This is a genomic window from Sorangiineae bacterium MSr12523, from assembly GCA_037157775.1.
GTDB lineage: Bacteria > Myxococcota_A > Polyangia > Polyangiales > Polyangiaceae > Pendulispora > Pendulispora brunnea.
In genome coordinates this window covers 3,997,640-4,018,041 of the sequence record CP089982.1, presented here as the reverse complement: position 1 = coordinate 4,018,041, position 20,402 = coordinate 3,997,640, and the positions used below count along the sequence as shown (strand labels likewise).

Annotated in this window: 13 protein-coding genes; 6 read left to right on the top strand and 7 right to left on the bottom strand. The window is 65.4% G+C overall.

Features of this window, described 5'->3' with window-relative positions; all coding sequences use genetic code 11:
- Positions 1-93: 93 nt before the first annotated feature.
- On the bottom strand, positions 94-2,157 hold the full coding sequence (locus LZC95_16160) for a serine/threonine protein kinase (GenBank protein ID WXA98358.1): 2,064 nt from the start codon (positions 2,155-2,157) through the stop codon (positions 94-96).
- Between the two features lie 120 nt (positions 2,158-2,277).
- Between LZC95_16160 and LZC95_16155 the strand changes: the two genes are divergently transcribed.
- Genes LZC95_16155 through truB form a run of 3 tightly spaced genes read left to right on the top strand, consistent with a single transcriptional unit; the run spans position 2,278 to position 5,773 of the window.
- The gene (locus LZC95_16155; protein WXA98357.1) at positions 2,278-3,351 is read left to right on the top strand and encodes an NAD-dependent epimerase/dehydratase family protein; all 1,074 of its coding nucleotides are present in this window, start codon (positions 2,278-2,280) and stop codon (positions 3,349-3,351) included.
- Positions 3,348-4,898: a 1-acyl-sn-glycerol-3-phosphate acyltransferase gene (locus tag LZC95_16150; GenBank protein ID WXA98356.1), complete on the top strand. Its 1,551-nt coding sequence runs from the start codon at positions 3,348-3,350 to the stop codon at positions 4,896-4,898. Before LZC95_16155 ends, LZC95_16150 begins: the two co-directional genes overlap by 4 nt.
- Positions 4,899-4,906: 8 nt before the next feature.
- Complete coding sequence (gene truB, locus LZC95_16145) at positions 4,907-5,773, top strand: tRNA pseudouridine(55) synthase TruB (GenBank protein ID WXA98355.1); 867 nt, start codon at positions 4,907-4,909, stop codon at positions 5,771-5,773.
- Between the two features lie 7 nt (positions 5,774-5,780).
- Here the strand turns inward: truB and LZC95_16140 are convergent, their stop codons facing one another.
- From LZC95_16140 to glnD, 3 genes are read right to left on the bottom strand one after another with little or no spacing between them, the layout of a single operon-like run.
- Entirely contained in the window at positions 5,781-7,271 is a 1,491-nt protein-coding gene (locus LZC95_16140) for a CoA-acylating methylmalonate-semialdehyde dehydrogenase (GenBank protein ID WXA98354.1), read from the bottom strand.
- Positions 7,272-7,329: 58 nt separating this feature from the next.
- A complete protein-coding gene (locus LZC95_16135) occupies positions 7,330-8,406 on the bottom strand; it encodes a tetratricopeptide repeat protein (protein WXA98353.1) in 1,077 nt (358 codons plus the stop codon).
- Position 8,407: 1 nt separating this feature from the next.
- The gene (glnD, locus tag LZC95_16130; GenBank protein WXA98352.1) at positions 8,408-11,233 is read right to left on the bottom strand and encodes a [protein-PII] uridylyltransferase; all 2,826 of its coding nucleotides are present in this window, start codon (positions 11,231-11,233) and stop codon (positions 8,408-8,410) included.
- A 125-nt stretch (positions 11,234-11,358) separates the two neighbouring features.
- Between glnD and LZC95_16125 the strand changes: the two genes are divergently transcribed.
- Entirely contained in the window at positions 11,359-12,147 is a 789-nt protein-coding gene (locus LZC95_16125) for a hypothetical protein (protein ID WXA98351.1), read from the top strand.
- A gap of 12 nt (positions 12,148-12,159) precedes the next feature.
- Here LZC95_16125 and LZC95_16120 read toward each other — a convergent pair whose 3' ends face one another.
- Positions 12,160-13,764 carry a serine/threonine protein kinase gene (locus LZC95_16120; protein ID WXA98350.1) on the bottom strand — a complete coding sequence of 535 codons (1,605 nt, stop codon included), beginning with the start codon at positions 13,762-13,764 and terminating at the stop codon, positions 12,160-12,162.
- 114 nt (positions 13,765-13,878) lie between these two features.
- On the opposite strand from LZC95_16120, the gene LZC95_16115 reads away from it, so the two are divergent.
- A complete protein-coding gene (locus LZC95_16115; GenBank protein WXA98349.1) occupies positions 13,879-15,339 on the top strand; it encodes a sigma 54-interacting transcriptional regulator in 1,461 nt (486 codons plus the stop codon).
- Here LZC95_16115 and LZC95_16110 read toward each other — a convergent pair.
- Complete coding sequence (locus LZC95_16110; GenBank protein ID WXA98348.1) at positions 15,326-16,924, bottom strand: serine/threonine protein kinase; 1,599 nt, start codon at positions 16,922-16,924, stop codon at positions 15,326-15,328. The two genes, LZC95_16115 and LZC95_16110, sit on opposite strands and share 14 nt — an antisense overlap.
- A 176-nt stretch (positions 16,925-17,100) precedes the next feature.
- On the opposite strand from LZC95_16110, the gene LZC95_16105 reads away from it, so the two are divergent.
- Positions 17,101-18,429, top strand: a complete 1,329-nt coding sequence (locus tag LZC95_16105) for a sigma 54-interacting transcriptional regulator (protein ID WXA98347.1) — start codon at positions 17,101-17,103, stop codon at positions 18,427-18,429.
- 289 nt (positions 18,430-18,718) lie between these two features.
- Here LZC95_16105 and LZC95_16100 read toward each other — a convergent pair whose 3' ends face one another.
- Entirely contained in the window at positions 18,719-20,329 is a 1,611-nt protein-coding gene (locus tag LZC95_16100; protein ID WXA98346.1) for a serine/threonine protein kinase, read from the bottom strand.
- Positions 20,330-20,402 lie beyond the last annotated feature (73 nt).

The window sequence follows — 20,402 nt, the reverse complement described above, 5'->3', positions numbered from 1 at the left end:
TCGTGCTGCGAATTGGGCGTTCTCGGGCACTCCATTCATCGGCCGCGCTGGTCCGGCGATCCAGGTGCTTCGCGGCCATCGCCCTTGTCACCGCTATCGACCGAGCCGCACCTTCGAAGCACCCGAGCGCCGGATGCCGCTGTCGGGATGAAGCGCCGTCCACCGGATCGAACGCAGAACCTCGCACGAGAGCCCGACGAACACCGCGCGCATCACATCGTCGGCGTCGGCGATCTTCAAGTTGGTCATCTGCCCGATGAGCGCCCGCAGCGAGCTCGTGCCATCGACCTTGCGTAAGATGTACGACTCGCGCTCGGGCAGACGCAGCACCTCGATGCGCACCGGCGGGTTCGGCACTCGCTCGAGAACGTCGTCCTCGATCGGGCCGAGGAGCTGCGCGAGCTCGTCCACCGGATAGCCCTCGCGGATGCCGCGCGCGATGAGCTCGAACGGGTCGACGCCGAGGGGGAACGTCTCCTCGTGCGAGCGCGCGCCGCGCGTGAAGCTGATGTTCGCGTCCGGCCAGCCGAGAACGTCCATGTAGCGCATCTGCGTCTGATCGTGGATCGCGCGAAAAAGCTCGATGGGCCGCAGCACGCCGAGGCCCACCAGCGCATCGCCCAGCCGCCCGCCGAACTTCGGCAGCATGGCCAGCGCCATCTCGACCTCCATCCGCAGCACCTGACCCGTCGCCACCAAGTGCTCACCGAGCAGCTCGCGGCGATCCGTGGACGCCACGAACTCCGGGGCGCCCTCCACGAGGAAAATCTTCTTCTGCTTCTCCTCGTTGCGGAAGACCAGCACCCCCGTTTCCCGTTCCAGCGCCAATTGGAACAAGTACGCCGGGAGTGTGGCGCGATCGAGCGTGCTCTTTTCGGCACCGTCGGCGTCGTCGTCCCAACGCAACGCCGGGCTCGTGACGAAGCGCGCGAACTCTTTGTAGTGCAGCGCCGGCTTGAAGCGCCCCGACTCGCGCGCCACGAGGGAACGGCTGCCGATGGCGCCCGTGGCGAACAGCTCGATGACCCGGGGATACGACATGGGCTGGCTCGCTGTGCCGTCGCCCAAGTCGACCCGGTAAATCTGCGGTGCCACCTCGTAGGAGCCGCCGCTGTCGTAGGAGCCATCGCCACGCGGATCGTTGCGAACCACCTCGTCGGGCTCGAGGATGGCGGTGCCCGGACGGCTTGGCTCGTTGTCGCTGGAGACATCGGGGCCATCGATCAAACCGAGCCGTTCGATCCATGCCGAGAGCCGCGCGGGGCCGACCTGCAGACGGCGACGGCGGATGATTTCCTCGATGGCCTCCGCGAAGACGGCCGCGTTGGAGTAGCGCAGCAGCTTGTCCCGCGCGAGCGCGCGCAGAAGCACCGATTTCACATCGTCGGGCAAAAGCGAGCCCGCTCGATCGATGGGCCCGAGATCCGCGTCGCGGATGCGCAGAAGCACATCGAGCTCCCGGCCGCCCGAGAAAAGAGGGCGCAAGGTCACCAGCTCCGCGAGGACGATGCCCACGGTGAACAGATCGCTCCGCGCGTCGAGCTCGCGCCCCGTCACCTGCTCCGGCGACATGTAACCGAGCTTGCCTTTGAGCTGCCCCTGGTCGGTGCGCCGCTCGAAGTCCGAGGCGCGCGCAATGCCGAAGTCCGTCAGCTTCACCGCGCCCGACCGATCGATGAGCACATTGCCCGGCGACACATCGCGGTGCACCAGGTTGAGGGGCCGGCCTTTGCGATCGCGTGCCGCATGGGCGTATTCCAGGCCGCGCAAAATGCTGAGGGCCACGTGGAGCGACACCTCCAGCGGGAGCTCCTCCCCGCGGGCCGCGGCGGCGCGAATCAGGCGGGCGCCCGTCGTGCCGTCCACGTACTCCATGGCCATGTACAGCTCTTCGTCCTGCTCGCCGAAGTCGAACACTTGGACGATGTTCGGGTGCGAGAGGTTGGCACACACCCGCGCCTCGTCCACGAACATCGCGACGAAGTCGGGATCGCGCGCCAGCTGCGGAAGGATGCGCTTGACCGCGACGAGCTTCTGGAAACCGCGCGGTCCAGCCCGGCGCGCCAGATACACCTCGGCCATGCCACCCGTGGCAAGGCGTTCAATGAGCTCGTACGGCCCGAGCCGGGGCGGCACGGCATGGCTCGAGTTGCCCACGTTCCCGGGAAGATTATCGCACCACGGGCTATGCAACGAAGTACCAACTTCGGCCGCGGCGTACTACTGTCGTTCCGCGACTTTCGGACCACCCCCCACCAACCGATGGCGCTCCAATCGATGGCCTCCGATTCGAAATCTGGACAGCTTTCCGCTGCTACCCGCCCGCGGGAAAGCGGCCGCAAGACCGCTCTGCGTGACAGCCGAGGCGGTCCGGTCGTGGCTCTGACCGGCGCAGCATCTTTCTTGGGCACGAACGTCATTGGCTTGTTGGAGGAGGACGAGCGCGTCGAGCGCATCGTCGCCATCGACATCAAGGCGCCTTCCACAGCCGGGAAAAAGACCCGTAGTTACGAGGTCGACTTCACCCAGCCCACGGCCGAAGCCCGGCTTGCGGAAGTGCTCGCTGCCGAACGTGCCGACATTGTGGTTCACCTGGCGTTTCTGGCGAACCCAACGCCGGCGAGCGCCTGGGCTCACGAGCTCGAGAGCGTCGGGACGATGCACGTCCTGGTGGCCGCGCGGCATGCGCAGGTCCGCAAGGTCGTGATGTGGTCTCAGACCTTGCTGTACGGAGCACATCCGTCCAACCCGAATTTTCTTTCCGAGCGGCATCCGCTCCGGGCCGACCGGCACGAGCCGTTCTTCGTCGACAAGGTCGAGGCCGAGGCCGAAGCGAGCAAGTTCGCGCGGCGCTCGCCGGGGTCGGTGGTGACCGTCCTGCGAATGGCCCCCCTGCTGGGCCCGACGGTGCACAACTACATGACGCGCTACCTCGCGCATCGGATGGTGCCCACGATGATGGGCTTCGATCCGCTGCTGCAGTTCCTGCACGAGGTCGACGCGATTGCCGCGCTCAAGCTGGCCATCGACCGCGACGTGCCGGGTACGTTCAACATCGTCGGCGACGGGGTGCTGCCCCTCAGCACCGTCATCAAGCTGGCCGGACGCATCGCCCTGCCGATCCCGCACCCGGTGGCCGAGTCCATCTGCGCGCTGGGCTGGTTGGCTCAGGTGGCGGAGGTGCCCCCGGCGTTCCTCAAGTATTTGCGCTTTCTCTGCGTCGCCGATGGTACGAAGGCGCAGAAGGAAATGGGATTCCGCCCGGCTTACACCACCCGCGAAGCGCTGCTGGATTTCGTGAGCGCCCAACGACTGCGCGACGTCAAGCTGCTGCAGGAGAACGTGGCATGACGCGCAAGAGACGGCATCAGTCGCGTGAGTCCCGCGGGCCGCAGCAACAGGGGCAATCGGCGGCACCGCAGCAGCACCAGCACCAGCACGGAACGAACGGCACGCCGCAGCCTCAGGCACAGGCGCATCCGAAGAAACGGCGCCGGCACAAGCCGCACGGAACCTCGGAGCATCCGGCCATCACGCACGAGCGCCAGGCGATGCGCACGGGCGCGAAGCCGCTGCGCGGGCCCATTCCGCACGGGTCGGCGGCGACCTTGCCACCGGACGACGAGGCGTCGACGGAGTCGGTGCAATTCATCCCGCGATCTCCTTCGTCGCTTCCGCCTGCTCCGTCCCTGCGTCATCAGACCCTGGAATTCGGCGAGTATTCGGATTTTGCCGACTCGGCCGAGGAAGAAGACGACGAGGACGAGGACGGCGAGGAGCAAACGCCGACCGCGCGAAGGCCGCGTCCCGAGGAGCCGGAGCTGGTGGCGGCGCAGATCCGCGAGCTCGAGGCGCACCTCGACGCGATGATCGATCAAGCGTCGACCCACGTTTTGCCCAGCGTCGACGATGACGATGACGACGAGTTGCGAAGCGGCCCCGGCTCCAATGGCGAGGACACGGATCCCGTGCCCACCGTGACGAGCCTGAACAGCGGCAACTCCGTGCGCAATCTCGCGAGCCCCGATCAGGAGCCCACGGTCTTCGACACCGCGCGCGAGCTGCTCTCGACCGATTTTTACCTGCGCAAATGGGGCCGCCTCGGAATGCGCAACCGCTCCGAGGAGATCGACGACTTCGGCTACGATCCGGTCTACGACTCCAAAGTGCGTCCGCTGTTCGATTTTCTCTACGACCGGTACTTCCGCGTGGAGACGATCGGCGCGGGCAACATCCCGGCGGAGGGGCGCTGCCTCTTGGTGGCGAACCACTCGGGCACGCTCCCGTACGACGGCGCGATGATCAAGACCGCCGTGAAGCGCGAGCATCCGCAGCACCGCGATGTGCGCTGGCTGGCGGAGGACTTCATCTTCCACTTCCCCTTCCTGGGCTCGTTCACGAACCGCATCGGTGCCGTGCGCGCATGCCAGGAAAATGCCGAGCGGCTGCTTCGGCAGGAAGCGCTCGTCGCGGTCTTTCCGGAGGGCGTGAAGGGCATCGGCAAGCTTTACCGCGACCGCTACCGGCTGCAGCGCTTCGGGCGCGGTGGGTTCATCAAGCTTTGCCTTCGCACGAACACGCCGATCGTGCCGGTGGTGGTGGTGGGCGCCGAAGAGGCGAACCCCATGCTGCTGCGGGTCGAGTATTTCGCGCGCGCCTTGGGGCTGCCGTACATCCCCGTCACGCCGACGTTTCCGCTGCTCGGTCCCGCAGGCCTCGCGCCGGCGCCGACGAAGTGGAAGATCATTTTCGGCGAGCTGCTGGACGTCGCGAGCTACGGGCCCGAGGCCGCCGACGACGAGCTTCTCGTGGGGCGCCTGGCCGAACGTGTGCGCACGACGATTCAGGAGATGCTCGACAAGGCGCTCGGCGATCGCAAGTCCGTGTTCTTCGGTTGAGCGCTCGGTTGAGTGTTCGCGGCGTCCTCATCGTCGACAAGCCCGCGGGCGTGACGAGCCATGATGTGGTGCAACGCCTTCGGAAACGGCTGAAAACGCGGGCCGTCGGCCATGCGGGGACGCTGGATCCGATGGCCACGGGCGTGCTCGTCGTGGCCATCGGGACGGCGACCAAGTTGGTGCCGTATTTGACCCTGGCCGACAAGACGTACGAGGTCACCGTGAAGCTGGGCGTGACCACGGACTCCCTGGATGCCGATGGAACGGAGACCGAGCGCCGGGAGGTCCCCGCGGATTTTGCGGCGCGATTGCCCGAGGCCATCGCGCGCGAGGTGGAGCGGCTGGAACAGGTGCCGCCCAATGTCTCGGCGATCCACCACGAGGGAATGCGCGCGCACGAGCTGGCGCGTCAGGGCAAAGAGTTCCAGCTGGCTGCGCGCCCGGTGAAGGTGCGGAGCATCGAGGTGCTGGGCACGGGGGAAAACGAGTTCTCCGCCCGGCTCACCGTGGAGAAAGGCTATTACGTGCGCGCCTTCGCGCGGGATGTGGCGGCACGGCTCGAAACGGTGGGCCATGTGACATCGCTTCGCCGGACGCGCTCGCACCCGTTTACCGTCGAGGAAGCCTGCATCCTCGACGCGCCCGATCTCGCAGAGCGGGTTCTCTCCCTGGAAACGGCGGCCGCGCGCGCGATGCCGGTGGCGCATTTGAACGAGCAAGGCGCGCGCGACGCGGCGTGTGGCCGCGCCGTCGCGAACGAGAACATCTCGGGCGTCGTCTCCGACGCCGTGCACGCGTGGTTCGATCCCGCGGGCAAACTACTCGCGCTCGGCGAACGTCGCGCCGAGCGCCATTTCGTGGTCCGCGGGATCTGAACGCGGCTCAGTGGTTCTGCGGGAAGCCGAGGTTCACGCCGCGGAACTTCGGATCGGGCCAGCGCGCGATGACCACCTTGTTGCGCGTGTAGAAGCGCACGCCGTCGCGGCCGTAGATGTGCAGATCGCCGAAGAGCGACTTCTTCCACCCGCCGAAGGAGTAGTACGCCATGGGCACGGGGATCGGCACGTTCACGCCGACCATGCCGACTTGCACGTCGCTCTGGAACTTGCGCGCGGCGCCGCCGTCGTTGGTGAAGATGGCCACGCCGTTGGCAAAGACGTGCTCGTGAATCAGCTTCACCGCATCGGCGTACGTGGGCACGCGCACCACCGAGAGAACCGGGCCGAAGATCTCGTCCTGGTAGATGCTCATCTCGGGACGCACGTCGTCGAAGAGGCACGGGCCGAGGAAGAACCCCTTCTCGTGGCCTTTGACCTTCAAGGTGCGTCCGTCGGCGACGAGCTTCGCGCCCTCGGCCACGCCCTTTTCCACGTAGGAAACGACGCGCGAGAGATGCTCTTTCGTGACCAGCGGCCCCATCTCGCTCGCCGGATCCAGGCCGTTGCCAACCTTGAGCGCCGCCATGCGCTCGCGGATCTTCGGCAGCAACTTGTCGGCGGCGTCGCCCACCGTGACCAGCACGCTGATGGCCATGCACCGCTCGCCCGCCGAGCCATAGCCCGCGCTCACCGCTGCATCGGCGGCGAGATCCATGTCCGCGTCCGGCAGCACCACCATGTGGTTCTTCGCCCCGCCCAGGGCCTGAACGCGCTTGCCGTTCTTGGTGCCGGTCTCATAGATGTACTTTGCAATCGGCGTCGAGCCGACGAAGCTCACCGCCCCGACATCCGGGTGCTCGAGCAGCGCGTCCACCGCGACCTTGTCGCCGTGCACGATGTTGAGAACGCCCTCGGGCAGGCCCGCCTGCTTCAGCAACTCGGCACAGTAATTCGTAACCGAAGGATCCTTCTCGCTCGGCTTGAGGACGAAGGTGTTCCCGCAGGCGATCGCGATGGGGTACATCCACATCGGCACCATCGCGGGGAAGTTGAACGGCGTGATGCCGGCGCACACGCCCACCGGCTGCCGGATCGAATAGCTGTCGACCTCCGTGGAGACGTTCTCGCTGAACTCGCCCTTGGCGAGCTCCGAGATCCCACAGGCGAACTCGATGACCTCGAGACCGCGCTGCACTTCGCCACCCGCATCGGAGAGCACCTTGCCGTGCTCCGACGTGAGCATCTTGGCGATGGTCTCCTTGTTCCGCTCCACGAGTTCGCGGTACGCGAAGAGCACGCGGCTCCGCTTCGCCAGAGAAGCTTTGCCCCACGATTCGAGCGCCTTCTTCGCGGAGGCGACGGCGCGATCCACGTCCCCGCGCGAGGCATAGACGACTTGCGCCGTCTTCTCGCCGGTGGCGGGATTGTACACGTCCCCCTTGCGATCCCCCCCGTCCACGGCCTCGTTGTCGATCCAATGTTTGACGACGTCCATGGGAAGGACGCTAGCAAACCGCCCGTCTTAACGCATCCGGACTGCTCGGGGCTAGTGGCTATTTCTTTGGCGCCGGCGTCGCCTTTCCCTGCTGCGTCTTCTTGCCTCCGGCCGCGCCGCCGCTCTTTTGCTTGGCCAGCTCGATGCGCTCCTGCGCGGTCCGGGCAAAAGGACCGTTCGGCGCCAATCGAAGGTAGGCCTCGTACTCGCTGATGACGTCTTTCCATTTTTCCAGCACGGCATACCGGCCGGCCAGCCAATAATGCGGATCGGCATGGCTCGGTGCCTTGGCCACGGCCATCTGGAAGTCGAGCAGCGAACCCGGCTCGTCGCGAAGGGCCACCTTGCAGAGCCCGCGCTCGTACCGCAACTCGGGGCTATCTTTGATGGCGATGGCTTTGTCCAATGTCGGCACACAGTCGGCCGCCGCACCGGCAAGGCGCATCTCCTTGGCAATGGCGCCCAGGGTATCGACGTTGTTCTCGGCGAGCGGTCGCGCCGAGCGAAGCTTTGCCGCAGCCTCGTCGGTGCGCTTCCACACCACGAGCCAGTGCGCATACGTCACCTGGAACACCGGATCCTCCGGGGCGAGCCGCGTGGCCTCCTCGAAGGCGCGCGTGGCGCCGGCGATGTCGCCCTTGGTGGCCAGGCCCACGCCGAGGTTCAAGTGCAATCCCGGGTGCTTCGGGTTCTTCTGCAGGCCCTGGCGCGTGATCAAGAGCGCCTCGTTGATGCGCTCTCCTTCGATGTAGAGTGCACCCAGGTTGACGTACGCGTTGTCCAGATCCGGCCGTTGCTGCAGCGCGGCCAGGTAGTTCTCCTCCGCGCTCTTCTTGTCGCCGGCCTGATCGGCGACGAGCCCCAGGTAATAGAGCGCGTCGGCGTCCTTCGGGTTCTTCTTCACGGCCGCCTCGAAGTGCTTTTTCGCACCTGGGACGTCACCGCTCTGGAAGGATTTGATGCCCAACGAGGCCTCCTCGCTCGTCGGCGGTGCGACCGCCGGAGCGGGAGCTGCGGTCGCAACCGGCTTCGCCGAAGATGCGGGTTGCGCCTGGGTGGCGGGGTCCTTCTTGGAACCTCCACATGCTGCGAGAGACACCGCTGAAGCTACGACAAGCACCCCGAACGCTCTCATCTCACGCCTCCTCGTTCCTTTGTTGCTCTTGCGGAGGTTGCTCCGCCACCAGCCGGCCGGTGCCGGCGGTACTGGGTCTGTCCGATACGTCCGAATCGATTGCGCGTGCAAGTACCTCTTTGATCACCTTGAATCGCTCGCCAGGGGCGACCTTCGAGCCGTCCAGCTCGTTGACGTAGAAGACGTCGGCCACCTTGTTGCCCTCCGTGTTGATCTTGGAAAGCACGATGGTCAGCCCCAACTCGTGGAGCGCCTGCGCAAGAGTGTAGAGCAGGCCAGGGCGGTCCTTGGCGAAGGCCTCGATGACGGTGTGGCGCGGGGAAGCGCGGTCGTCGATGACGATGTCCGTCGGCACGGCGGGGCTCGGCCTCTCGCGCCAGGGCGATGCCGTGCCGATGCGCGATCGCAGAAGCTCCGCGGGAGAGATGGTGCCGCGGCACACGTCGTCGAGATCGCGCAGCAGGCGCGGCATGGCCCTTTTCACGCCCTCCGCGCCGTCGGTGCGGCCGCGCACCCAAAAGATGTCCACGGCCTCGCCCGCGGCATTCGAATAGACCTGCGCCTCGACGAACTCCAGGCGCGCCGCCGTGATGACGGCGGCGATGCGCGCGACGAGACCGGGCGTGTCCTCGGCGACGACGCAAAGCTCGGCCACGTCGCCGCCGGCGGTCTCCTTTGGCTCGCAGTGTTCGCCCGCTTCGATGATGCCCGCATGCACGGGACGGCCGTCGCGCTCGAGCGCAATGCGCGCGTGTGCGGCGATCGACTCGGGCTGGTTCGCCAAAAGATAGCGCTCGGGCATGCTCGTGATGAACGCGTCGAAAAACTCGGGCGGGCCCTGGAAGCACGGACGCGCGACCTCGCGCACGCGCCGGGTGCGCTCTTCGTCGAAGCCGATGTGCCCCGAGAGATGCGCCGCGCACGCGATGTAGAGCTCCTCGAGCATGCGCGCTTTCCACGAGGTCATCGCGGTGGGCGACGTCGTCGTGATGTCCGCCACCGTGAGCAGGTACAGATCGCGCAAGCCCTCGCGCCCGCGCACCAAGCGGCAGAACTCCTCGATGGTCGCCGCATCGTCGATATCGCGCCGCGTGGCCACGTGGTACATGGCCAAGTGCTGCAGCACCAACGCGCGCACCTCGGCGACGTCCTCCGCGCGAACGCCGAGGCGCGGCAGGATGACTTCGCACAGCTCGGCGCCGCTCACGGAGTGGTTCTTCCGCGAGCCGCTCGCATCGGGATAACCCTTGCCGACGTCGTGCAGCAGCGTGGCCATGAAGAGCGGCTTCGGGCGCGCGATTTCCGCGGCCAGGCGGCTCGCCAGCGGGTGCACGTGGGCAAGCTCTCCGCGCGCGAGCGCCGAGAGGCAATCCACGGCGGCCACGCTGTGCACGTCGACCGTGTACACGTGGTAGACGTCGTGGTGCACGCGACCGGTGACCGGCGAGAACTCGGGGATCATCGCCAGCAGCAGCCCGACATCGTGCAGCTCGCCGACCATCGAACCGCGGCGCGTGGGTACCTCGGCGACGGTGCAGATCAGATCGACGAAGATCTGCTGCGCCTCGTGGCTCGCGCGCAAGGCTTCGCAAAACACGGGATCGGCCGCAGCACGCGCAATGGCCTCGCGCGCGAACGGCAGGATCGGCGCGCGCATGCGCACGCACGCGGCGTAGACGCGCAAGGCCAGCGCCGGCTCGTCGTAGAGCTCCTTGATGCCGGCGATGGTGAGCTGCCCGTCGAACATGCGCACGCCGTGGCCCACGTCGGTCTCCACCGGCTTCGCGCGGCGCTTGTGCGGGCGGGCGCGCTCGAGCATGCGCTCCTGCGCGCGGGTCACCACCCGTGCGTGCACGTAGTAATCCTGCATGAGCCGCTCGGCACCGGTCGCGCGCTCGCGCGGGGAAGGCTCACCGTCGGCGGCCGTGGCGTACCCGAGCTCGACGGCCATGGTCTCTTGCGCGTCGAAGGTCAGTCGATCGATTTTGCGCCCTGCGTAGGCGTGCAGCAGGTTGCGGATGTTCCAGAGGAACTCCTCCGCCCCTGAAATTTCCGCCGCTTCGCGTGCGACGAGCACACCGAGCCGCACCAGCTCCTGCCACGTGTTCTGCGTGGGCACGCGAAAACGCGCGCGCGCCGCCCAGCGCACCACGTCGAGATCGCGCAAGCCGCCTGCCCCGCTCTTCACCTCCGGCTCGAGCAAGTACAGCGACCCACCGAAGCGTGTATGCCGAGCGGTCACCTCCTCTTCGAGGCGATCCACCAAGGCGCCGAGCGCGGATTCCGCGAACATGCCGTCCCACGCGCGGGCCAGCAGGCGCTCCACCAGCTCGCGATCCCCGCACACGTGACGCACGTCGAGCAACGTCGTCGCCGCCGCGAGATCTTTGTGCGCGAGCGCGAGGGCGTCTTCGATGTCGACGACCTGGTGCCCGACGGGCAATCCCGTGTCCCAAAGCGGATACAGGAACGCCTGCGCGAATTTTTCCGCCGCCGCGCGCGCCTTGCGTCCACCGGTGAGCAAACGCACATCGGCATCGCTTCCCATCGCGACGGCGCCGCGCCCGTAGCTTCCCACGGCGGCCACCGCGAAGCTGCTCAACGCACCCACGCGCTTCTCGGCGCCGGCGTACGCTCGGCCGATCAGCGAGTCGATGAACGCGGAGTGTTCCTGGCCCAGTGCAAGTCCACGCACACCGGCGCGCACGCGCTCGAAGAGTTCTTCACCGTGACGCGCCAACGCTTCGCCGAGCGCATCGTTGGCTTTCGCCTTCGCCTTGTTCGCGAAAGGCGGCTTGGCGGAGGGTTTCGCGATCGCTTTGGACATCCGCGGGGCCGTGGCCATGCTGTCTCTGACGGTATCATTGTTGAAACGTGTGCGTTGACGCTTCACATCAAGAGCCGGGCTCTACTGTAACTTTTGACCTTATCTGAGATAGGCTGACGCCTCCCATGCCGCTCGTTCGAGCCCGATGCCAGGCTTGCGAAAAGCCTCTCGGCGATCCGCCCCATTTCCCTATTTCCGTCGCCTGCCCTACGTGCGGCCTCACCAACTCGGTCCCATTTGGCGCCGACGGACAGCCTGCCCATTTCGACGTCGCGTTCGACGCAAACCGACTGTTCCGTTGGTTTGCCAGCGCCCGCGTGGCGATGGCACGCGGGGCCGTCGGCGTGGCGTTGGGCGCATGCTCGCACTGCTGCTCCGCGCTCGTCGTGTCGTCGCGCCAGGCCATGAGCCTCCCCTGCCCTCACTGCCAGACGCCCGTGGAAGGAACGGCCGGCGCGTTGATCATCGATCAGTGGCCCGAGCCCTTCATGCTGGTGTCGGCCGGCTCCGCGCTTCAAGCCGAATACCGAATCAGCGTGCTCGAAGATCGCGCGGGCATCGCCGCGGGATGCGCCGCGTGCGGCACGCCCACACCGCCCAACGATCCGAGCGTGCACTGCCCGCGCTGCAAAGCCGTCACCTGGGTCGAACGCCCGGGGCCTTCGGAGGACCCCACCCCGCGCCGCGTCCAACTTGCCGTGCGCATCGACGGTACGCGCGACGGTCAATCGTTCCGGGCGGTGCTCCCCGTCATTCAGGGCGAGCAATCGTTGCGAAGGGACATTGCCCACGGTTCGAGCGTGAGCTCCGGCTCGCGCCTGATGGGCCTCACCGGCGTGGGCTGCGCCATTCTGTTCGCGGGGAGCTTACTCTTGTGCGTCCTGATTGGCATTTTGGTGCACGTGCTCACGTGACCAACGAGAGAATCACCACCACGTGATGTGGTACGTGCAGCTCTCCGCGCCATCTTTGCGGCAGCCACCGGGCCCGTGCTCGACGACGGCATAGGGCTCGAACCGCCGCGCGAAGCCGAGAATCATGCCGTGATCCATCGCGCAGGGATACGGCTCTTCGCACACCATGACCACGGATTGTTCGGTATCGAGCTTACCGCGGTAGCGATAGTGGCCAATGCCGTCCTCCATGCGACCGGATTCGATATCGACCATGGGAACGCCGTTTTTGCGATGATTCAGATGATAGGCCATATCCATCGACTCGAACATGGCGTGGATGTTCTGCATCATCGGCTCGGGCGGAAGTTCGACGTATTTGGCAGCGCGCTTTCCGGCGTCTAGGGCCTTGATGGGGCTGAGCGTTTCGGCAATCGCATTCAACGCGAGGACGTACGCCTCCATGGGCCACCACGGCCGCGCGTCCGGAATGAACCAGCCCGTCTCGACGTAATACCCCAGCCCATGCTCGGTGAGGATTCGCCTCACCGTGGCATTCATGGTGTCGAAAAACTTGGGCAAAAACGCACTCACCTCGACGTCAGGCTGCAAGTACTTCATCCAGAGAGGCTGCGACGCGGGCCCGCGCGATCGCGTGCTCTGGCGCGACGGCAGCTTCACGCGCGTGGCCTCGGTCTTCTGCGCGAGCTCGGCGACGAACTTCCCGCGCACGCGGGGTGCCGTGACCTCCATGGGCTCGTTGAGCGCGCCCTCGAAGGCCTCGTGCAAGGCTTCCCGCATGTCGCGCGCCGACGGCCATCGGTCCTTTGGATCGAGGGCAAGCGCCTTGTCGACGAAGCGCACGATGGATAGCGGCAAATGCGGCGCGGCATCGGCGAGGGACCGCGGCGGCCGGGTGGCCGATGCCAATTGGGCTCCGGCGGTCGCGGCATCGTGGACGAACTGACCCGACAAGAGCGAAAAGAGCGTGGCCCCTGCGGACCAGCAGTCACTGGCTGGCCCGACGCCATTCGGTGCCCCCAGCGCCTGCTCGGGCGACATGAAGGCGGGGGTGCCAATCATGTATCCGGTCATGGTGACGCTGCCATCGCGATCGCAACGGCGCGCGATTCCAAAGTCGAGCACGCGAAGGTTGCCCGAGGTGGAGATGAACAGGTTTTCCGGTTTGATGTCGCGGTGGACGATGCCCCGTGCATGCGCGCTGGCCAGCACGTCGAGCGCATCGGAGACGATCACGCCGGCATCGGCGACCGGCAGACAAAGGTTCGCACGCTCCCATCGGGCGCGCACAGTCTCGCCCTGAAGCAACGGCATGATGAGAAAGGCGCAACCATCGTCGTCCACACTGCAATCGAGAACCGGGACGGCGCCGGGGTGGTCCACCTGGTTCGCAATGTTCGCCTCCTGGCTGAAAAGACGCACCATGTTGGGGTCGTCCTGGAAGCGCTCGAGGAGGAATTTGATGGCCACACGCTCGCCGTCCTCGCGCGTACCGGCATACACGGCGGCCATCCCGCCGATGCCAATCAGCCGCTCGATGCGGCACTCATGAACAATGGATCCAATGCGCGCCAGTGCACGTTTGGACGCCGACGAGCCTGACGACGAAGGGGCCATTGAATCCCATCTTGTACGGCCCGTGAAAGGGGCGCGCTAGTCCGTTTCTTCGGACGGACCATTCGGTTGTCGTCCTTTATGTGCTATTCCACTGTCCCGAGTATGGGCATGAGCATGGGTCCAAGTGCACGGCTCGTGGTGGCCCGCGGTCCGGATGCGGGCGCGCAGCTCGTGGTGAATCAGCACGTCAAAATCGTCGGCCGCTCGCGCGAGGCACATCTCGTGCTCACGGATGCCACGGTATCGCGGCATCATTTTCACGTTCACGCCACCGAACATGGCGTGTACGTGCGTGCTTGCGAAGGCGCGGCACCGCTGCTGATTCACGAGCAGGAGGTTCTCGAGGCCGACGTGAGCATCGGCGATGCCATCGTCGTCGGGGATACCGTAATGGTCGTCGTTCGCGCTCTCGACGAGGACGCCGCGGCAGGCCCCGTCTCGTACCGCGGGACAACGATGAATCTCCCCGCCGTTTTCGATGGGGATGCCGCCGAGGCGCGAGGGCTCGCGGCGGTGTTTGCCCTCAATCGCGCGATCGCGAATGTGGAGAGCCATTCGCAGCTGGAAACGGCATTGGATGGGTGGGCGCGCGTGCATCTGGCATGCACGGGCGCGACCTTTGGCACGGCGGGTGACGCGAACGAAGCGGACAGGCCGCCTCCTTCTGCGAGCATGGCGGAGGAGCCCATTATCGAGTCACGCGATGGCGGATTGGCGCTCCTCGTCCCATGCCCCGGAGCACCAACCGGCTGGATAGTGTTTACGACGAACGAATCCGCGGATCGCGTCCGAGACTCGATGCATCGATTGCTCGTCCTTGCCGGCGCGCTGTGTGCATCTCGGTTTGCGCAAATGGCCGTGCTGCGGGAGCGAGAGGAAGAACGGGACACCTACCGACGGAGGGTCGAGGGCACCGCACGCACGTTCGCCGGTGTATCGACCGGCGCGCGCGAGGTCGCCCGAGCCATTTCGAAACTGTCGATCTCGGATTATGCCGTTCTTTTGTTTGGCGAGAGCGGCACCGGCAAAAGCTTCGTCGCGCGCCTCATTCACGAATCGGGACCACGCAAGAACGAGCCATTGCGAATCGTCGATTGCGCCGCCGTGAGGGACGGCATTTTGGAAAATGCCTTGGAGGGTGGCACCCTCGTTTTGGACGAGATTGGCGATTTACCATTGGCCGATCAGGCAAAACTGCTTCACGCACTGGAACACTCGACCCCATTGCAAGCGCGAATCATCGGCACGACGAAGCGCGACCTCGCCGTGTTGATCGACGAAGGGTCGTTCCGTCGTGATTTGTATTTTCACATTTCGTCCGTGACGCACAGGATTCCGCCCTTGCGCGAGCGCCCCGAGGACATCGCCATGATCGCTCGGCAGATCGTGGACGATCTCGCGGCGAGCGGCGCCGGCCGCGCATGCGGCTTCTCCGAGGGAGCCATCGACGCACTCCGTCGTTACGCGTGGCCGGGCAACGTCCGCGAGCTGCGCGTGGTCATCGAGCACGCGCTCATTTTGTGCGACGGCCCGGTATTGGAGCCCAAAGACTTTCCATCGCTCACCACCAGGTGACGTGGTACGTGCAGCTTTCGGCGCCTTCTTTGCGGCAAGGCCCTGGAGCATGCTCGACGACGGCGCGCGGTTCGAAGCGGCGCGCGAAGCCCAGGAGGATGCCCAGATCGAGCTCGCACGGGTACGGGTTTTCGCACTCCATCGCGATGGACTGCTCCGTATCGAATCGACCGCGGTAATGATAGTGGCCAATGATGTCGACCATGCGACCTGAGGCGATGTCGAACAAAGGCTCACCGTTTCGGCGATGGTTCAAATGGTATGCGGCATCGACCGCGGCCATCATCGCGTGAATATCGTGCACTCCGAGATCGGGCGGGAGGTGGACGTATTGCACCTTTTGCTTGCCAATATCGATGGCCTTGATGGGACCCACCGCGTCCATCAATTCGTGGAGCACCAGAACGTAGGGCTCCATGGGCCACCAGGGACGCGTATCGGGAACGAACCAGCCGGTGTCGGCAAATTGACCCAGTCCGTGGTCGGCAAGGATACGGCTCGCCGTTCCCGTCATGGCGCCGAAGAACTTCGGCAGGTAAGCGCTCACCTCGAGATCCGAATGAACGAATCGCATCCAGGGGCGAACCGGAGTCCGCACATGCGATTTCAGGTCCTGCTGCCGCAACGACTGTTTGGCATAGGTCGCCTCGGTCTGGTGCGCCAAATCGGCTGCGAACTTCGCATGCACGCGGCTGGCAATCGTCGCCATTGGCTCGTTGAGAATGCCTTCCAGGCTCGCGTGCAATCCCTCGCGCATCGAATGCGCCGAAGGCCATCGGTCCTTGGGATCGAACGCGAGGGCCTTGTCGACGAAGCGCGCGATCGAAAGCGGCAAATGCGGAGCCACGTCTCCCAGTGAACGGGCCTGACGGGTCGCTGCCGCGGCAAGCTGCCCGGCGCTGCTCTCGGTCTCGTGCACGAATTGGCCCGACAGAAGGGTGAACATCGTGGCGCCCACCGACCATGCATCGCTCGCAGGCCCGACGGCTCGGCGATCGCCAATGGCCTGCTCGGGTGACATGAACGCGGGTGTACCGATCATGTGACCGGTCAAGGTGACGCTCCCATCGCGATCGCTCCGCCGAGCGATTCCGAAGTCGAGAACGCGCAGCTCTCCGTCCGAGACAATGAACAGATTATCGGGTTTGATATCGCGATGAACGATGCCACGTGCGTGCGCGCTCGCGAGCACGTCGAGCGTATCCGACACGATCACACCGACCTCGGCCAGCGGCATGCGCTGGTCGCAGCGCTCCCATCGCGCACGCACCGTTTCGCCGTCCAGCAGCGGCATGATGAGGAACGCGCAGCCCTCTTCATCCACGCTGCAATCGAGCACCGGCACGGCACCGCGATGCTGCACCTGGTTGGCGACATTGGCCTCTTGGCTGAAGAGCCGCACCATATTGGCGTCTTCGTGAAAGCGCTCCAGGAGGAACTTGATCGCCACGTGCTGGCCATCGTCTCGGGTCGCCGCATAGACCGCGGCCATTCCGCCAATGCCGATCAGCCGCTCGATTCGGCACTTGTGGACCACCGTTCCAATGCGTGCGAGTGCACGCTGCGAGCGAGAAAACACTGACATCGGAGCCTTCTGGGCCACCAAGGATGGGCCACGCTCCGGGCGAGCGTCAAGCCATGCCGTCCCGACCTTGGGGAAGGATTCGTTCCGCAGACGGAAGGGGCCGTTCCGGCTTGGGAGGCGCGGTGGGCGATCAAGACCGTCTACGGCGAGGCACGCCGCGTGCTCAGCGATAGGTCGTGTCGCGACAACCCTTCCACCTTCACGAACTGGGACGCGATGTGTATGCGCGCGTCGGCAATGGAACGACCCCGCACCTGCCTTCCCTTCTGAGCAAACCGACCGCCGATGTTCGCGAGTTGGCGGCAGTGTTTGCGCTGAATCGGGCCATTGGGGGCGCGAACACCGTCACAGAACTCGAGACGGCGGTCGCCGGCTGGGCAAAAACGCAACTCGGTTGCGACGATGCGAAATTCCTCGATATGGAAGCGGCATGGCCAAACGGACGCGACCAGGAGGCCGTCTTGGAGGTGCGGACAGGAGCGGATGGCGGGACCATCTTCGTCCCCGCGCACGGTGCGTCCGCAGGTTGGATGTCCTTTACGACGAGCGCGCCCGTCGATGGGGCGAAGGATTCACTTTGCGAACTGCTCGTCCTCGCAGGCGCCATCTGCGGGGCGCGCTGGGCGCAAATTGCAAAGCTTCGCGTGGTGCAGGAGGAGAGCGACACCTTTCGACGGCAAGCCATTGGCAGCGCGCGCGCATTCTTGGGAACGTCGGCGGGGGCCGAAGAAATCGCCCACGCGATTCCGAGGCTCGCCATCTCGGATGCGGCCGTGCTATTGCTCGGCGAAGTCGGCGTTGGAAAGCGCTTCGTCGCGCGTTTGATTCACGAATCGGGGCCCCGCAAGAACGAGCCACTTCGCATCGTGAATTGCGCCGCCATCGTCGAAAATGGAAAAGAGAGCGGTTTCAAGACCGCGGAACGAGGCACGCTTCTTCTCGACGGAGTTGGCGAATTGCCGCTGGCCAGCCAGGACCAACTTCTTCACCTTCTGGAGGCCAAGGAGCTCGATGCGCGTGTCCTCGCAACGAGCCACCGCGACTTGGAGGAGAGGATCGCGGCGGGCGCATTTCGTGGTGATCTGTATTCGCGCATCTCCGGCTTCAAAATCGAGATTCCCCCCCTGCGTGAACGCCGCGACGATATCGCGCTGCTCGCCACGCGGATGTTGACGGATCTCGCCGAGAGCAGCGGACGCCGCGTACGAGGCTTCTCGCCGGCGGCCTTGGAAAGCTTGCAGCGCTACCCGTGGCCGGGCAACGTCCGCGAGCTGCGCAACGCCATCGAGCGCGCCCTCGCCTTGGGGAACGGTGCGCGCATCGAGGCCAGCGAGCTGCCGGCTGTGCTGGGCGACGAGAACGACGGAGGCTGGGTCGAGCTGCCAATGAACGAGGATCGCCTCAACGAGCGAAACCGCGAGGCGGCCCTGCGCCGATGCGCGGGAAACAAGACGCGCGCCGCGGCGCTGCTCGGCATCCGACGGGCGCGGCTCTACAAGAAATAAGGGCTGTCCGGTTTTCGGACAGCGCGCTTTTTCGACGCGAAATGTCGGCCCGATTCGACGGAGTGTCTTCGATCCGGACGGCCACCCGAGGGGCTCCGTCCGAAAAGCGGACACCCGGCTTGGCGCGCCGGCGCAAAGTGCGCGATTTCACGGCGTGGCCCGGGTGAAACGCGGCTGGTCCAGCCCTTGCTCAAGGCCATGGCGAGCGCCCCTCCACTATGACCAATTCCACCACCTCTCTTGGAGGGGCGCTCTATTTTCGTCCGCGGCCACGCGCGGCCATGTCAGGTCACCACCAGCTGACGTGGTAGACGCAGCTATCGGCCCCGTCTTTGCGGCAGCGACCCGGGACGTGTTCCACGACGGCGAGCGGCTGGAAGCGTCGGGCAAAGCCCAGAATGATGCCGTGGTCCATCTCGCAGGGATACGGATTTTCGCACTCCATCACGATGGATAGATCGGTGTCGCCTTTTCCTCGGTAATGGTAATGCCCAATACCTTCGACCATGCGACCTGATTCGATATCGAACAACGGCTCACCGTTTCTTCGATGATTGAGATGGTAAGCCACATCGATGGCTTCCAAGGTCGCGTAGATGTTGTGCATCATCGGATCCGGCGGGAGATCGACGAATTTCTCGGCCCGCTTGCCGATGTCCATCCCTTTGATGGGACCGACGGCCTCGATGAGCGCGTGGGTCGCGGCGACGTGACGATCCATGGGCCACCACAATCGCGTATCGGGAATGAACCACCCCGCCTCGGTAAATTGACCGAGGCCGAGCTCGGCTAAGACCCGATTGGCGGAGTCGGTCATCCCGCCGAAAAGCTGCGGGATGCGTGCCCTCGCTTCGATGTCCGGATGCACGAATCTGTGCCAGCTAGAACGTGACGTCGGAATCGTCGATTTTGGTTTTTCCGTCGAAGGCGCACGGTTGACGCGAGTCGCTTCCACCTCCTGTGACAACTCGGCAGCGAACTGCGCGCGAACGCGCATGGTGAGGTCATCGACGGGCTCCCCGAAGGCACCTTCCACAGCCGCGTGCCATGCTTCGCGCATCTCACGCGCCGATGGCCACCGGTCTTTCGCCTCGAACGCCAGGGCCTTGTCGATGAACCGCACCACGGATGGCGGAAGGCTCGGGAGCACATCGCCAATTGAGCGCGCGCGTTGCGTTGCGACGGCGGCAATCTGCGCGGATGGACCTTCCGCGCCATGGACGAGCTCACCGGACAGCAGCGAGAAGATGGTCGCTCCGACGGCCCAGCAATCGCTTGCGGGACCAAGTTTATCGCGCGTTCCGAGAACCTGCTCGGGCGACATGAACGCGGGCGTGCCGATCATCTGACCCGTCGCTGTGGCACTTCCATCGCGATCGGTGCGCCGGGCGATCCCGAAGTCCAGCACACGCGTATCGCCCTCCGAAGCAATGAAGAGATTCTCCGGCTTTATATCGCAGTGAACGATCTCGCGCACATGCGCACTCGCGAGCACGTCGAGCACATCTGACACAAGCGCCCCGACTTCCATGAGCGGCATGCGAAAGGCCGCACGCTCCCACCGTGCACGCACGCTCTCACCCTCGAGCAACGGCATGATGAGGAACACGCAGCCCTCCTCGTCCACGTTGCAGTCCAGCACCGGTACCGCGCCAGGATGCCCGACTTGGTTGGCCACGTTCGCCTCCCTACGAAGCAGCCGCACCATGTCCGGGTTGTCGCGAGCGTGCTCGAGAAGAAACTTAATCGCGACGCGCACTCCGTCGTCCCGTGTCGCAGCGTACACAACGGCCATGCCGCCCATCCCGATCACCCGCTCGATGCGGCATTTCTGGACGATTGTCCCAATGCGTGCGAGCGCACGGTGAGAACTCGCGGAACGGGAAGGCGGCGTCGGCATCGGCCCTCGCAGAACTTCACAGGACCAAGGTAGGTGCGTCAAGGCGGCTGGCGGTGGGTTTCGACGCAGGTGC

Bases quoted from the DNA above. Each gene is read 5' to 3' on its own strand.
- LZC95_16150 (WXA98356.1), top strand. From the start codon at position 3,348: ATGACGCGCAAGAGACGGCATCAGTCGCGTGAGTCCCGCGGGCCGCAG.
- glnD (WXA98352.1), bottom strand. From the start codon at position 11,233: ATGTCCAAAGCGATCGCGAAACCCTCCGCCAAGCCGCCTTTCGCGAAC.
- LZC95_16115 (WXA98349.1), top strand. From the start codon at position 13,879: ATGGGTCCAAGTGCACGGCTCGTGGTGGCCCGCGGTCCGGATGCGGGC.
- LZC95_16100 (WXA98346.1), bottom strand. From the start codon at position 20,329: ATGCCGACGCCGCCTTCCCGTTCCGCGAGTTCTCACCGTGCGCTCGCA.
- LZC95_16110 (WXA98348.1), bottom strand. From the start codon at position 16,924: ATGTCAGTGTTTTCTCGCTCGCAGCGTGCACTCGCACGCATTGGAACG.
- LZC95_16125 (WXA98351.1), top strand. From the start codon at position 11,359: ATGCCGCTCGTTCGAGCCCGATGCCAGGCTTGCGAAAAGCCTCTCGGC.
- LZC95_16120 (WXA98350.1), bottom strand. From the start codon at position 13,764: ATGGCCCCTTCGTCGTCAGGCTCGTCGGCGTCCAAACGTGCACTGGCG.
- LZC95_16155 (WXA98357.1), top strand. From the start codon at position 2,278: ATGGCCTCCGATTCGAAATCTGGACAGCTTTCCGCTGCTACCCGCCCG.
- LZC95_16140 (WXA98354.1), bottom strand. From the start codon at position 7,271: ATGGACGTCGTCAAACATTGGATCGACAACGAGGCCGTGGACGGGGGG.
- LZC95_16135 (WXA98353.1), bottom strand. From the start codon at position 8,406: ATGAGAGCGTTCGGGGTGCTTGTCGTAGCTTCAGCGGTGTCTCTCGCA.